12 protein-coding genes and 1 pseudogene are annotated in these 12,823 nt (G+C 72.6%); 2 read left to right on the top strand and 11 right to left on the bottom strand.

The annotated features are described in order from the left end of the window. The 11 genes and pseudogenes from ACFW6A_RS34565 to ACFW6A_RS34515 all read right to left on the bottom strand — a co-directional run. Positions 1-154, bottom strand: a pseudogene (locus ACFW6A_RS34565) (DUF664 domain-containing protein); the annotation flags it as partial. A 41-nt stretch (positions 155-195) separates the two neighbouring features. After that, the gene (locus tag ACFW6A_RS34560; protein WP_386645534.1) at positions 196-1,362 is read right to left on the bottom strand and encodes an epoxide hydrolase family protein; all 1,167 of its coding nucleotides are present in this window, start codon (positions 1,360-1,362) and stop codon (positions 196-198) included. Positions 1,363-1,406: 44 nt separating this feature from the next. Further along, positions 1,407-2,807 carry an FAD-dependent oxidoreductase gene (locus ACFW6A_RS34555; protein ID WP_386476821.1) on the bottom strand — a complete coding sequence of 467 codons (1,401 nt, stop codon included), beginning with the start codon at positions 2,805-2,807 and terminating at the stop codon, positions 1,407-1,409. A 29-nt stretch (positions 2,808-2,836) separates the two neighbouring features. Then, positions 2,837-3,256, bottom strand: a complete 420-nt coding sequence (locus tag ACFW6A_RS34550) for an SgcJ/EcaC family oxidoreductase (protein WP_200428874.1) — start codon at positions 3,254-3,256, stop codon at positions 2,837-2,839. 71 nt (positions 3,257-3,327) lie between these two features. Further along, positions 3,328-4,836 (bottom strand): FAD-binding oxidoreductase, encoded by a 1,509-nt coding sequence (locus ACFW6A_RS34545; protein WP_386645531.1) that lies wholly within the window; start codon positions 4,834-4,836, stop codon positions 3,328-3,330. Positions 4,837-4,882: 46 nt separating this feature from the next. Then, a complete protein-coding gene (locus ACFW6A_RS34540; RefSeq protein WP_386476814.1) occupies positions 4,883-5,209 on the bottom strand; it encodes a DUF6059 family protein in 327 nt (108 codons plus the stop codon). 10 nt (positions 5,210-5,219) lie between these two features. After that, entirely contained in the window at positions 5,220-6,116 is an 897-nt protein-coding gene (locus tag ACFW6A_RS34535; protein WP_386476811.1) for a prephenate dehydrogenase/arogenate dehydrogenase family protein, read from the bottom strand. Between the two features lie 110 nt (positions 6,117-6,226). Continuing rightward, entirely contained in the window at positions 6,227-7,036 is an 810-nt protein-coding gene (locus tag ACFW6A_RS34530; protein WP_386476808.1) for a TIGR03084 family metal-binding protein, read from the bottom strand. Between the two features lie 78 nt (positions 7,037-7,114). Beyond that, positions 7,115-8,158, bottom strand: a complete 1,044-nt coding sequence (locus ACFW6A_RS34525) for a carboxymuconolactone decarboxylase family protein (RefSeq protein ID WP_386476806.1) — start codon at positions 8,156-8,158, stop codon at positions 7,115-7,117. Between the two features lie 102 nt (positions 8,159-8,260). After that, the gene (locus tag ACFW6A_RS34520; protein WP_200428880.1) at positions 8,261-9,928 is read right to left on the bottom strand and encodes an FAD-dependent oxidoreductase; all 1,668 of its coding nucleotides are present in this window, start codon (positions 9,926-9,928) and stop codon (positions 8,261-8,263) included. After that, a complete protein-coding gene (locus ACFW6A_RS34515) occupies positions 9,925-10,512 on the bottom strand; it encodes a DUF5987 family protein (RefSeq protein WP_200428881.1) in 588 nt (195 codons plus the stop codon). The genes ACFW6A_RS34520 and ACFW6A_RS34515 overlap by 4 nt, the downstream gene beginning before the upstream one ends. Before the next feature lie 279 nt (positions 10,513-10,791). On the opposite strand from ACFW6A_RS34515, the gene ACFW6A_RS34510 reads away from it, so the two are divergent. Both ACFW6A_RS34510 and ACFW6A_RS34505 read left to right on the top strand, forming a co-directional pair. Further along, complete coding sequence (locus tag ACFW6A_RS34510) at positions 10,792-11,919, top strand: ParB/RepB/Spo0J family partition protein (protein WP_386476801.1); 1,128 nt, start codon at positions 10,792-10,794, stop codon at positions 11,917-11,919. 20 nt (positions 11,920-11,939) lie between these two features. Next, positions 11,940-12,707 (top strand): helix-turn-helix domain-containing protein, encoded by a 768-nt coding sequence (locus ACFW6A_RS34505; protein ID WP_200428882.1) that lies wholly within the window; start codon positions 11,940-11,942, stop codon positions 12,705-12,707. Positions 12,708-12,823: the final 116 nt, after the last annotated feature.

Raw genomic sequence — 12,823 nt, 5'->3', positions numbered from 1 at the left:
GCGTCAGGTGGTGGAGCAGGCCGAGCAGGTTGGTCCCCGAGGCCACGGCGGCCGTGCGGACCGCCGGTTCCGGTGCGCCTTCCACCATCGCGGCGACGGAGGTACGGAGGTAGTCGAGGAAGCCGCGCAGGGTCTCGGCCTCGGTGGTGCCGGTGCTCCGGAAGGAGCCGGCCGCCCCGGTGGTCTCGTGCGCGGCTAACCCTGGCGCAGCGGCCGGACGAAGGCGCGGACGTCCTCGACGAGCAGCTCGGGCTGCTCGAGGGCGGCGAAGTGGCCGCCCTTGTCGAACTCGGTCCAGTGCGTGAGCGTCGGCAGCAGCGGGTCCGCCCAGCGGCGGATCGGCAGCGCGGCGTCCTCGGGGAAGACGGCCACGCCGACCGGCGCCTTCAGCGGCCAGGGGCCGCCCCAGGTGCGGACGAAGGCCTCGTCGCCGTGCGCGGACTCGTAGTAGAGCTGGGCGCTGGAGCCGGCGGTGCCGGTGAACCAGTAGAGCGAGACGTTGGTGAGCAGGTGCTCGCGGCTGACCGCGTCCTCCGGAACCTTGTCCGCGGCGGTCCACTCCTTGAACTTCTCGACGATCCAGGCGAGCTGGCCGACCGGCGAGTCGGTGAGCCCGTACGAGAGGGTCTGCGGCCGGGTCGACTGGATGCGCTGCCAGCCCATCCCGTCCTGCTGGAAGCGCCCGGCGAACTCCAGGCGTCCCAGGTCGGTGGCGTCCAGGTCCTCGAAGGCGGCCGGTTCCTGCGGCGGGAAGGTGACGAACATGTTCACGTGGACGCCGGCGACGTGCTCCGGGTCGGCGAGACCCAGTTCCAGGGAGATCGGCATGCCCCAGTCGCCGCCCTGCACGAAGTAGCGGTCGTAGCCGAGGCGGCTCATCAGTTCGGCCCAGGCGCGGGCCACCCGGCGGGTGTCCCAGCCGGCCGCGCGGGTGGGGCCGGAGAAGGCGTAGCCGGGGATCGAGGGGATGACCACGTGGAAGGCGTCGGCCGGGTCGCCGCCGTGCGCGGCCGGGTCGGTGAGCGGGCCGATCACGTCGAGGAACTCGGCGACGGAGCCCGGCCAGCCGTGCGTGACGATCAGCGGCTTCGCGGTCGGTTCCGGCGAGGTGACGTGCAGGAAGTGGACGTCGGTGCCGTCGATCTCGGTGATGAACTGCGGGTACTGGTTCAGCCTGGCCTCGGCGGCGCGCCAGTCGAAGCCGGAGCGCCAGTACTCGGCGAGCTCCTTGAGGTACGCGACCGGGACGCCGCGCGACCAGTCGGTGTCCGGGATCTCGCCCTCGGGCCAGCGGGTGCGCGCGAGGCGCTCGTTCAGGTCGTCGATGTCGGCCTGGGGGATCTCGATGCGGAAGGGGCGCATGGCAGCCTCTCGTGGTGCGCGTGCCGGAACGGGCGAAACGGGCTTCAGCGGGGTGCGGCGGCGGCCTGAGGCCGCCGGCGCGGTGCGGTGGTGGCGGGGCCGGTGCGCCGGGCGGCGCGGGAGGCCCGCAGGACGCGCAGCATGAGGCGCGGGCGCATCAGCGCCTGCGGCGGGTCGACGAGACCGGCGACGCGGATGAACGCGTTGCTCAGTTCCGGGTCGTGCTCGGCGGCGGCCTGGAGGCGTGCGACGTAGGCGTTGGCCATCCTGACCTTGAGCGTGCGGCGTCCGGAGACACCCGGGTAGCCGAGGTCGGAACCGGCGGCCAGTTCCCACGGCGCCTTGATGGCGGCCGCGACGTCCTTGAAGTACGCGGCGGGCTTCCGGCCGCGGGGTGCGGCCAGGTGCCGGCGCAGCGCCAGTGACTCCAGCGCGGCCACCGTCATGCCCTGGGCGTAGACCGGGTTGAAGCTCGCCACGGCGTCGCCCATCACGAGCAGTCCGTCGGGGAACCTGGTCAGGCGCTCGTAGTGGCGCCAGACGCTTGCCGGATAGCGGAACTTGACCGGTTCGTCGACGGGCTCGGCGTCGGCCACGGCGTCGTACAGGTGCGGGACGGGCAGTGAGCGCATGAACGTCTCGAAGCCCTCGGGATCCGTCGGGGCGTGGTCGCCCAGGATGCCGGTGAGCGACAGCTCGTAGATGTCGCCGTCGCCGGGCAGCCGGTAGAACAGGCCGCCGCGGGGGTGTTCGGGGGTCGCGGCCGGGATGATCGCCTGGGCGTCGCCGAGCGGGTCGTGGTCCAGGCGGTAGTGGCGCGTGGTGTAGGCGAGGTCGATCTCGACCCGCTCCTCCTCCGGGCCCGGGTAGCCGAGCTCAGCGAGCCAGACCGGGGTGCGCGAGCCGCGGCCGGTGGTGTCGACGACGAGGTCGGCGTCGAGTTCCTGCGGCTCGCCGCCCGCGTGGCGCGGCTGGACCCGGGCGCCGGTGACCCGGGTCCGGTCGGCGGTGGTGCGGAGCCCGAGGATGTCGTGCTCCTCGAGGAAGCGGACGTTGGGCAGCTGCTGCACCCGACGGCGCACCTGCTCCTCGAGGACCGGTCGGCCCGCGGGAACGGAGACCAGACCGGTGTCGGCGGGGGCGATGCGCCGGCCGTTGAAGTACCAGTGGCAGGCGTGGCCGAAGTCGTCCGGGGGGGCACCGGCGGCCGCGAGGTCGTCGGTGAGCCCCGGGAAGTGCTCTTCCAGGATCTGCTGGCCGCGGGCCACCAGACCGTGGGCGTGCCGCCCGTGCGGCACGCCGCGCCGCGGTCCCGAGACGCCGACGAGGCGGTCGCGGTCGACCAGCAGGACCTCCGCGTAGGTGTCGGCGAGCACGCGGGCGGCGAGCAGTCCCGCCATGCTGCCGCCGAGCACCACCGCACGGTGTGCGGCTGTGTGGGCCACCGTGTTCTCCTTCTTCGGGCCGGCGGGGGTCACGGGGTGTTGCGGGGGGTGTTCTGGTAGGCGGCGAGGAGCCACTCGCCGTCCTGCTTGGTCAGCACCCAGATGGCGCGGACCTGGCGGTCGGCGGCCGGCTCGGTCTCGCCGGGGGCGAGGACGCCGCCCTGGGTGATGACGACGGCGTTGTCGGGCGAGAGGAACTTGACGGCGAGCGGCGTGCCGGTGACCTGGGTGCCCTTGTACGGGCCGGCGAACGCCTGCGTCATGAAGCCGGCGATGCGCTCGCGGCCGGTCTCGTACACTCCGGGCAGCACCATGGTGCCGTCCTCGGTGAAGACGTCGCCGAAGGCGGCGCCGTCGTGCGCGGCCCAGGCGGCGACGATGCGCTGCGGCACGGCGGCGACGGCGGCGGTGTCCTCGGCGAGGGCCGTGGCGGTGGTCGTGGCGGTCATGGGGGATCTCCCTGTGTTTCGTCGGGGTGGGGACGGGTGCGGGCCGCCGCGGGCGCGGCGGCGTCGACCGGTCAGGAGGGCAGTGCGACGGAGAGCGCGTGGCGGAAGACGTTCCGCGGGTCGTAGCGCTTCTTCACCCGCTGCAGACGCGGGTGGTTCTCCTTGTAGTAGAGGACGGCCCAGCCGGTGCCGGAGGTGTTCCAGACCGGGTCGGCGAGGTCCACGTCCGGGTAGCTGATGTACGAACCGTCGTTGACGTCGCCCGGCTCGGGGACGCCGCCGGTCTCGGCGTACACGTCCTGGTAGAAGCGGCGCACCCAGGCGATGTGCAGCTCGTCCTCCTCCGGCGCGGTCCACGCGCCCGCGGAGTAGGACGCCTTGAGGATGGAGTCGCGCTGGGGGACGGCGGTGGCGTCGGGGGCGACCGCGTTGACCTGGCCGCCGAAGCCGGTGAGCACCAGACAGGCCATCGGGTTGTCGTAGCCGGGGTCGGTCAGGTGGCGGTGCACGGCGGCGAGCTGGTGATCGGTGAAGCCCGCGCGCAGGTATCCGGCCTTGTTCTTGTATCGGCCGCGCGGGTCGCTGGGCCAGCTGTAGGAGGGCATCCAGGTGTCCATCCAGGACACCACCTGCTCCTCGACGTGGGCCGGTGCGGCGCCGCCCGGGCCGGTGAGCGCGGCCAGTTGCTCGGCCATCAGCTCGCCGGCACCGGGCACGTCGTCGTCGATGACGGAGTTGAGGACGAACGATCCGGCGGAGCGGTGCAGGACGATCAGGTTGCTCCAGATGTGGCGTGCCGGGGAGTCCGGCGCGCTGTTCTTCTCGTGCCAGTCGGTGTAGGCGCGCAGCAGTGCCGTGAAGCTCTGCTCGTCCAGGGTGTCCCAGGACCAGACGACGTCGGCGCGGCGCATCCGGCGCGGGGCGCGGGGCAGGGCGCGCTCGGGGGCGGTCGGCCTGGGGCCGGCGGAGCGCAGCCAGAAGCGGGTGACGACGCCGAAGTTGCCGCCCCCGCCCCCGGTGTGGGCCCACCACAGGTCGTGGTGCGGATCGTCCGGCTCGCGGGTGGCGGTGATCGCCCGGGCCCGGCCGGTCTCGTCGACGGTGACGACCTCGACGGCGTACAGGTGGTCGACGACCAGGCCGTCGCGCCGGGAGAGGTGTCCGTAGCCACCGCCGCAGATGTGGCCGCCGACGCCGACCTCGAAGCAGGTTCCGGCCGGGACGGTCACGCCCCAGCCGTCGTGCAACTCCTGGTAGAGGCGGTCGAGGCGGGTGCCGCCGCCGACGGCGAAGGCCGCCATCCGTTCGTCGTAGGAGACGGCGGACAGCGGGGAGAGGTCGATGAGGACCTGGATGTCGGGCGAGGCGGTGAAATCCTCGAAGCAGTGGCCGCCGCTGCGGACCGCGATCCGGCGACCGGTGTCGACGGCGTCCTGGACGGCGTCGACGACGTCCTGGGTGGTGGCGGTGAGGCGGACCGCATCGGGACGCCCGGTGAAGCGGTGGTTGTATCCCTCCACCAGACCGGGGTACCGGTCGTCCTGCGGGGTGATGGTCACCCCGCGGCTCTCTTCCGACATGGACGGCTCCTCCTGCGGCGGTCGTGCCCAGAGCCTGTCCGGCGGATCACGGCCGGGTCATCTCCTGGTTTGCGGAGTTGCCGGGGAACGGGTCCCAGTCGTCGGTCAACTGCTTTTCCAGGGCGCTTTCCACGGGAGTCAGGGGAAGGGCGGACAGCCGTTCCGGGTGTCCGGGGGGCGGCCCTTGCAGGGCGGTGCCGTGGTCGAGCGGCGCGGTCGGGGTCGTCACGCCGATCCACACCCAGCCGTAGTCGGACAACGACCAGTAAGCGGTGGTGAAGAGACGCTTGGCCAGGCGCATGGCGGGGGCGGGCAGACGCAGCACGCCGCCGCGTGACGGCTCGGGCTGGGGCGAAGACGTGGTGACGGTCACCCCGCGACCGTCACACCCGGCCGGCGGCCGGCGCATCTCTCGGTGTGCGCCCGTCCGGAGTGCCTTCCAGGGCCGCCTGGCCGCGCCTGCCCTCCTCCAGGGTGAGGGCGAGTTCGAGCGGTGCCGAGTCGTCGCCTTCCCGCAGGATCGCGGCGGCCCGGGTGAGCTGCCCGGCGATCCGGTCCAGGACGTCGGCGACCGGTCCGGCGTTGTGGGCGAGCACGTCTCCCCACACCCACGGGTCGCCGCCGGCCGTGCGGACCGCGTCGCGCAGGCTCGGCTCGGCGAGGCCGAGGAGGGCCAGGGAGCTGTCGGCGAAGCGGCTGGAGAGGACGGCCGCGACCAGGTGCGGGGCGTGCGACAGTTCGGCGACGACCCGGTCGTGGATCTGTGGGGAGAGGTCCAGGCGCTGCGCGCCGCAGGCCTCGATCAGCGCGTCGAGCATCCGCAGCGCCCAGTCGGGGGTGGTCTCGTACGGGCACAGGGTCCAGATGCGGCCGGTGAAGCGGCCGGCGCCGGCGCCGGCCCGGCCGGGGGCGTCGGGTCCGGCCAGCGGGTGTCCGGGTACGTATCCCTTGAGGTCACAGCCGCGCAGTTCGGCGTCGGAGCTGATGACGTCCTTGGCTCCGGCGGTGTCGGTGTAGACGTTCCCGAGGCCCTGGCTCTGCGCACGGTACAGGACGTCGACGACGGCGGACGGCGGGGTGGCGACGACGACCAGGTCGGCGGGCGGGCGCTCGGGGGTCCAGGGCGTTCCGGCGCCGAGTGCCACGGCCTCGGCGGTGGCGCGGGGGTCGTCGTCGAGGAGGGTGACCTCGACGCCCGCGCCGGTGAGGGCGAGGGCCACGGAGGTGCCGGTGGTGCCACAGCCGATGACGACGGCGGTGCGCAGCGTGGCGGTGGTCATGGGAACTCCTGGCGGCAGGGAGGGAGGAGGGGCGGGCCGGTGCCTGGTGGGCCTCGGGGCAGGGCGGTCGGGGTGCGGGGCGGGGCCGCCCGTCGCGCGGTCATGTCCGCTCAGTGCTCGCAGTGGGCGTGGGCGAACTGGCCGGGGGTGCGGCCTTCGCCGGCCGGGCCGCGGTAGGCCTGGGCGATGTCCAGCCACCGGTCGGCCTCTGCGCCGGTGGCGACCAGGGCCAGGTCGTCGCGGTGGCGGCGGCGGGTGACGAGCAGGCAGAAGTCCTCGGCGGGGCCGGTGATCTTGTCGGCGGCGTCCTCGGGGCCGTACGCCCAGAGCTCGCCGTTGGGGGCGGTGACCTCGATGCGGAAGTGCTCGGTGGGCGGGGTCAGACCGCGGGAGAGGTAGCCGAAGTCCCGGGTGAGGAAGGCGAAGAAGACCAGGTGGCGCAGGCGCTCGGTGGCCTCGCGGCGCACGCCGAGGGCGTCGGCGATGTCCTGGCCGTGACCGAAGATCTCCATGATTCCGGCGGAGGCGAGGACGGCCGCCGGAAGCGGGTTGACCAGCCACGGCACGACCTGGCCCTCGGGGACGGCGGCGAGGGCGTCGACGGAGTTCTGGCCGAGGGCGCGGAAGCGGGCGAGGAGCTGGGCGGGCGGGAAGCCGTTGAACTGCTTGAGGGCGGCGTTGACGGCGCCGTCGAAGTCGCCCGCGGCACCGGCGGCGAGCTTGGCGAAGCCATCGGGGTCGGAGGCGGCGGTGCCGGCCAGGTGGAAGATGAAGGTGAGGTGGGCGATCTGGTCGGCGATGCTCCAGCCGGGGGCGGGGGTGGCGGTGTGCCAGGCCTGCTCGTCCAGTCCCTCGACGAGGCGGGCGGTCTCCTCGATCTCGATGGCGAGGGCCTTCAGGACGTCGTTCGTGGCGGTCATGGTGGTGTCTCCTCGGACGGGAAGTGGAAGGGAAGCGGTACGGGAAGGGCGGGGCGGGGTACGGCGGGCGGTGCGAGTTCAGGGGGCGGCGACCGCGGGGCGGGGCGCCCTGCCGGGTGCGGGGAGCCGGGTGCCGATGTCGACGGCGGCGGTGAGCGCGGCCCAGGAGGCGAGCTCGACCAGCTCGCGGTCGGCGGGGTGCGCGGCGCGGAAGTCGGCGAGGTCCGTGTCGGTGATCTGGTGGGGGTTGAGGGCGATCAGCAGGGCGAGTCGCCCGGTGGGCAGGTGGGCCCCGTCGAGCGGGGTCGTCGCCTCGGCGAGCCAGCTGCGGCCGGGGCCAGGGACGGCACCGTCGTACGAGGCGAGGACGGTGTGGAGCAGTTCGCGGACGGCTTCGGGGACCCAGCGCTCGGCGGCGTGGTCGACGGAGGCGACGGCCCGGCCGAGGGCCTCGGCGATGGTGGGGCTGGTCTTCGCCCAGTCGAGTCCGGCGGGCAGCGGGGCGGCGGGCAGCAGTCCCAGGGCGGCACCGGGTGTCACCGGTGCGCCGCGGTCGGCCCGCATGGCACGGGCGACCAGACGCATCACCGGTCCGCGGCCGGCGGCGGGGGCCGCGGCGGGGACGGGCGAGTCCGGCAGGAAGAGCCGGACCATCCGGTTGAGGTAGTGGAACGTGACGGCGGTGCCGAGAATCTCAGGGGCGTCGGCCGCGTCGAACGGCGGCTGCTCCTGCTGCCGCCGTGCCGTGGTGGCGTCCATCGCCCAGACGGCGAGCGGCCGGTGGGTGTCGGTGCCGGGCAGGGTGGCCCGCTTGGCCTCGTGGACCTCGACGCAGTAGGAGCAGTCGTTGGCCCGCGACACCCCGGCGGCGACGGCTTCCTTGGCGGCCCGGGAGACCCGGCCTTCGGCGAGGAGGGTCTCCCGCAGCAGCAGCCAGGAGGCGGCCAGCGCCTGCGGAGCCGGGGAGTGCAGGGCCAGCGGCGGAGCGACGACGCCGAACTCGCGGTGGGCCTGGGCATAGACCTCGGCGACGGTGTCCTCGGCCCGGGCGGGCGGGACGGCCGCGATGTGCCGGATCTGCCGGAGCGAGCCCTTCAGCATGAGTCGTACGAGCGGTCGCATCGCCGCCTCCTTCTGCGCTTCCGGGTTGCGTGGCGCAACCCACTGGTCATGTGATCGGTTTTTTGAAGCAACTCACTGGCCGGCGAAAGCCGTCCCCAGGGATCACACGGTGACCAGGCGCTTCTGCTTGAGCAGCGGCAGTACGCCGTTGCGTCCGCTCTTGTAGCCGGTGGGGGCCGGGGCGCCGTAGGCGACCGCGACTCCCCTGGCCTGGGCGGCGGCCACGATGTGCGGCACCGCACGCTCGGCGAGGGCGGCGATGGTCATCGCCGGGTTGACGGTCAGGGCGCCGGGGACGGCGGAACCGTCGGTGACGAAGATGCCGGAGTGACCGCGCAGTTCACTGGTGTCGTCGAGGGCGGAGGTGGCCGGGTCATCGCCCATCCGGCAGGAGGCCAGCGGGTGGACGGTGTAGGCACCGACCAGGTCGTTGGTCCACGGCATCACCTTGGCGAGGCCGTCCTTCTCCAGGATCTCCTTCACGTCGGCGTCGGCCTGGTTCCAGCCGTTCCAAGTGTTCTCGGTGGGCTTGTAGGAGAGGTTGCCGCGGCCGAGCATCTGCTGCGAGATGCGCATCGAGTTGCCGGTGGCGGGCGGCGGGCCGAAGACGCCCTCGTTGTCGTCCTCCGTCATGCAGAAGATGGTCAGCCAGGACTTCCAGTGCTTGAGGATCTCCTTCTTCTCCCTGCCGAACCAGGTCGGTCCGGAGGCGTCCGGCACCTGGGCCAGGATGGTGCCGAGACCGGGCGGGAAGTAGAGCTGCTCCAGGGAGTAGCGGGAGTACTCGGGCAGCGAGCCGTCGAGCTTGTCCCAGCTGGCGACGGTCGGACCCTTGCCGATCGCGTTGGCGCCGTAGGGGAGGTTGCCGTCGCCGCGGGTCAGGCCGAGGATCTCGGCGGCCTTGTCCTCGTTGATGATGGCCGTGTTGAGGCGCTCGCCGTTGCCGGAGAAGTAGCGGCCGACCGCGTGCGGCATGGTGCCGAGGTGGGACTCGCTGCGCTGCAGGATGACCGGGGTGGCACCCGCGCCCGCCGCCATCACGACGATCTTCGCCTCGATGACGCCGGAGCCGGTCTGCAGCCGGTAGTCCTCGTCGTCCACGACGTTGTAGTGGACCCGGTAGTCGCCCTCGGGGGTCCGCGTCAGGTGCTGCACCTCGTGCAGCGGGCGGATCTCGGCGCCGTGGGCGAGCGCGGCCGGGAGGTAGTTGACGGTGAGGGACTGCTTCGCCTCGAAGCGGCAGCCGGCCATCATGAAGTTGCAGTTGACGCACTTGGAGTTGTCGATCGCGGCGGCGAGCGGGTTGGCGGTGCGCCCGGCGTGGTCGCAGGCCGCGGCCCACAGACCGCCCGCGTAGGAGGCGTCCTCCCAGCCCTGCTTGCTGACCGAGAGGGACTCCTCGATCCGGTCGTACCAGGGGTCGAGGGTGTCCCGGCTGATCGCCTTCGGCCACATCCGGCGGCCGATGCTGCCGTGCCGGTCGAAGACGAACTTCGGTGCCCGCGGCATGGCCGCGAAGTACACCACGCTGCCGCCGCCGACGCAGTTGCCGCCGAGCACGCTCATGCCGTCGCCGACCACGAAGTCGAAGATCCGGGTGTAGGAGGAGCCGAGCTTGTAGTCGTGCTCGAACTCGTCGCTCTTCAACCAGGGGCCGCGCTCGAGGACGGTGACCTTCGCACCGCCGGCGGCCAGGTGGTAGGCGGCGATCGCCCCGCCGAAACCGCTTCCGATGACCAGGACGTCGGTCTTCTCGATGGAGGTGCTCATGCTGGGCTCCCGGAAAGGGTGGTGGCGGGGTGGAGGTCGGCGAGCTGCCGGCCGTAACCGGCTTCCTGGAAGCGCCACAGTCCGTCGGCGTCCGGGGCGGTGATGCCCATGGCGGTGAGGCCCGGGTGACCGGCGGCGAGCGCGTCGTCGGTGTGCAGGTGGGCGGCGGAGTCGAAGGCCATGTTGCAGAAGAGGGAGAGCAGTACCCAGAAGTCCTTCTCCGGGTGGCCTACGGCGGTGAGCTCGACGATCAGGGCGACCCGGTCGTCGTAGCCGAGGGCCACGAAGGGCGGGACGTCGGTGTCGAGGGTCAGCCCGTTCTTGGCCGCGTAGACCACGGCGTGCTCGTTGACGAGCTTGGCCAGGTCCTCCAGACCGTCGTGGATGCCGGTGGCGTCCCAGCGCAGGAGGTCGAGCGCGCCGCTGGTGACGGCGCCGCCGCCGGTGCTGACACCGGCGATCGCCCGGTCACCGGGCCAGCGCTTCTCGCCGGGGACGATGGTGTCCGCGTACGCCTCGAGGGTCGAGGTGGCTTCTTCCCCGATGTCGACCCTTCGCTCGGGGATTCTCCGTGCTCGGTGCAACTCGTCCTCCGGTGGGTGGGGTTCCTGCTGGCGTGAGAAGAAAGCTAGAAGCATCGAGTCTTTTCAAACAACCAACTCGATCCGCGTTCGCCCGAACGCCAGTCCTCTGATGCAACTAACCGGAGTCGCGTTGTCTCCGCGCCGACCCTCCGAAAAAAAAGAGGTCGTTCGCTATGGTCGTCCCGAATGCACATTCCTCCGCGGTGGTCCGGGCTTTTTCCATGGAGTTTCGGGGATGGCCGGACACGCCTCGATCTCGCCGGAAGGGAAAGGGGAGAGGTGAACCGCGACGGAAGAACTCTGACGCTGCCGGCCCACTTCACCCACCGGCTGCCCATCGAGGCTTTGCTGCCGGCCGACTCGCCCCGCCTGAACGGCCTGGACGAGGATCACGTACGGCGCCTGGCCGACATCTACGCTTCGCTGCCGCCGGTCCTCGTGCACCGGACCACGCTGCGCGTGGTCGACGGCATGCACCGGGTGGCGGCGGCCGCGCGCCAGGGGCTCACCTCGGTGGAGGTGCAGTACTTCGACGGCGCCGACGACGAGGCGTTCCTCCGCTCGGTGACCGCCAACACCACCCACGGTCTTCCCCTCTCCGTGGCGGACCGCAAGGCGGCGGCCGAGCGCATCCTGCGCTCCCGGCCCGAACTGTCGGACCGGTCCGTCGCCTCCTGCACCGGTCTCGACGCCAAGACGGTCGCCGCGATCCGTCCCCGTTCGACTGCGGACAATCCGCGCTCGAACATCCGTATCGGCGCCGACGGCCGGATCCATCCGCTGGACCGCACGGCCGAGCGACTGCGCGCCGCCGAGCTCATGACCCGCCGCCCCGACCTCCCGCTGCGGGCCATCGTCAAGGAGACCGGGCTCTCCCTCGGCACCGCACACGACGTGCGCCGAAGACTGCTGCGCGGCGAGGCCCCGGTGCCCGAGGGCCGCCGAACCGCGGCCGCCCGCCGCTCCACCGCGGCGCTCGCCGCGTCCACCGCGCTCGCCGCGTCCACCGGACCCTCCGACTCCGAGCCGCCCGCCCGAAGCCCCGGCGCCGGCCGCTCCCCCGCGCCGCCCGTCGCGACGGCCGCCCTCGCCCCGACGGCCGTCACCGGCGGTTCACGCGGCTCGATGGAACTGCTGCGGCGGCTCGCCGGCGACCCGTCATTGCGGCACTCGGAGTCCGGACGACACTTCCTGCGCTGGTTGCACACCCACGTCATGGTCGACGAGGCCTGGCGGCGGCAGGTCGCCGCCGTACCCCCGCACTGCACGGACACGGTCGCGGAACTGGCCCTCCAGTGCTCCCAGGTGTGGAAGAGGTTCGCCGAGGACCTCGCCCGGCGGCGGCTGACCGACGCCGCCCCCGATCCGTCACGGCACGCGGCTTCCGCCTCTCGGCAGGGAGCATGATTCAACGACAGGGAGAAACGGTGACCACCACCGCCATCGAAGCCGCTGTCCTCCGGGTGATCGATGAGATGCACGCGAATCTCGGCCAGGAACTCACGATCGACGACATGGCTCGCACCGCCATGTTCAGCAAGTTCCATTTCACCCGGGTTTTCCGGGACGTGACGGGTACGTCCCCCGGGCGCTTTCTCTCCGCCCTGCGACTTCAGGAGGCGAAGCGCCTCCTCCTCGAAACCGAATTCAGCGTGGCCGACATCAGCAGCCAGGTCGGATACAGCAGCGTCGGAACCTTCAGTTCCCGTTTCAAGTCGTGTGTCGGCGTCTCACCGAGCATGTTCCGGGAATTGGGCGGATTCACGTCGGAGATCGGGACCGCCACGGCCGAGGCGACGACCGTGCACAGCGCGCTCCGCGGGCGGGTGCACCTGCCCGCGGACCGGGAGCCCGGCCACTGCTTCGTGGGGCTCTTCCCCACCCCCGTCCCGCAGGGACAGCCGGTGCGCTGCGTCGTCCTGGACGGCCCCGGCTCCTTCGAACTGCGCGACGTACCGGTCGGCACCTGGCACGTGCTCGTGCACTCCGTCCCGTACGGCCTCGAGCACATGCCGTCCGGTACCGGCGACGCGGATGTCGTCTCGGTCGGCAGCTACGGCCCGGTGACCGTGCGCGAGGGCACCCTGCTGATGCCCGCCGAGATCACGTTGCGCCCGCTGGACGCGCTCGACCCGCCGGTCCTGATGGCACTGCTGGACCTGCGCACCGACGCGCTCGACCGCATCGCGGGCTGACCCCCCGGGGGCCCGTGCCCCCCGGGACACGACGAGAGGGGGGGGCCCGCGGGGGCGGGGGGGGGCCCCCCGGGGGGGGGCCGGGCGGGGGCGGGGGGGGGGGCCGCCCGGCGGGG

The organism is Streptomyces sp. NPDC058758 (assembly GCF_042746075.1).
GTDB lineage: Bacteria > Actinomycetota > Actinomycetes > Streptomycetales > Streptomycetaceae > Streptomyces.
Note: the sequence above shows the minus strand (reverse complement) of the source record. Positions and strands in the feature narration are given on the sequence as shown.

What these genes read in the sequence shown, in the direction of transcription:
- ACFW6A_RS34520 (WP_200428880.1), bottom strand. Translation starts at nt 9,928, where the DNA reads ATGAGCACCTCCATCGAGAAGACCGACGTCCTGGTCATCGGAAGCGGT.
- ACFW6A_RS34545 (WP_386645531.1), bottom strand. Translation starts at nt 4,836, where the DNA reads ATGTCGGAAGAGAGCCGCGGGGTGACCATCACCCCGCAGGACGACCGG.
- ACFW6A_RS34550 (WP_200428874.1), bottom strand. Translation starts at nt 3,256, where the DNA reads ATGACCGCCACGACCACCGCCACGGCCCTCGCCGAGGACACCGCCGCC.
- ACFW6A_RS34535 (WP_386476811.1), bottom strand. Translation starts at nt 6,116, where the DNA reads ATGACCACCGCCACGCTGCGCACCGCCGTCGTCATCGGCTGTGGCACC.
- ACFW6A_RS34525 (WP_386476806.1), bottom strand. Translation starts at nt 8,158, where the DNA reads ATGCGACCGCTCGTACGACTCATGCTGAAGGGCTCGCTCCGGCAGATC.
- ACFW6A_RS34530 (WP_386476808.1), bottom strand. Translation starts at nt 7,036, where the DNA reads ATGACCGCCACGAACGACGTCCTGAAGGCCCTCGCCATCGAGATCGAG.
- ACFW6A_RS34560 (WP_386645534.1), bottom strand. Translation starts at nt 1,362, where the DNA reads ATGCGCCCCTTCCGCATCGAGATCCCCCAGGCCGACATCGACGACCTG.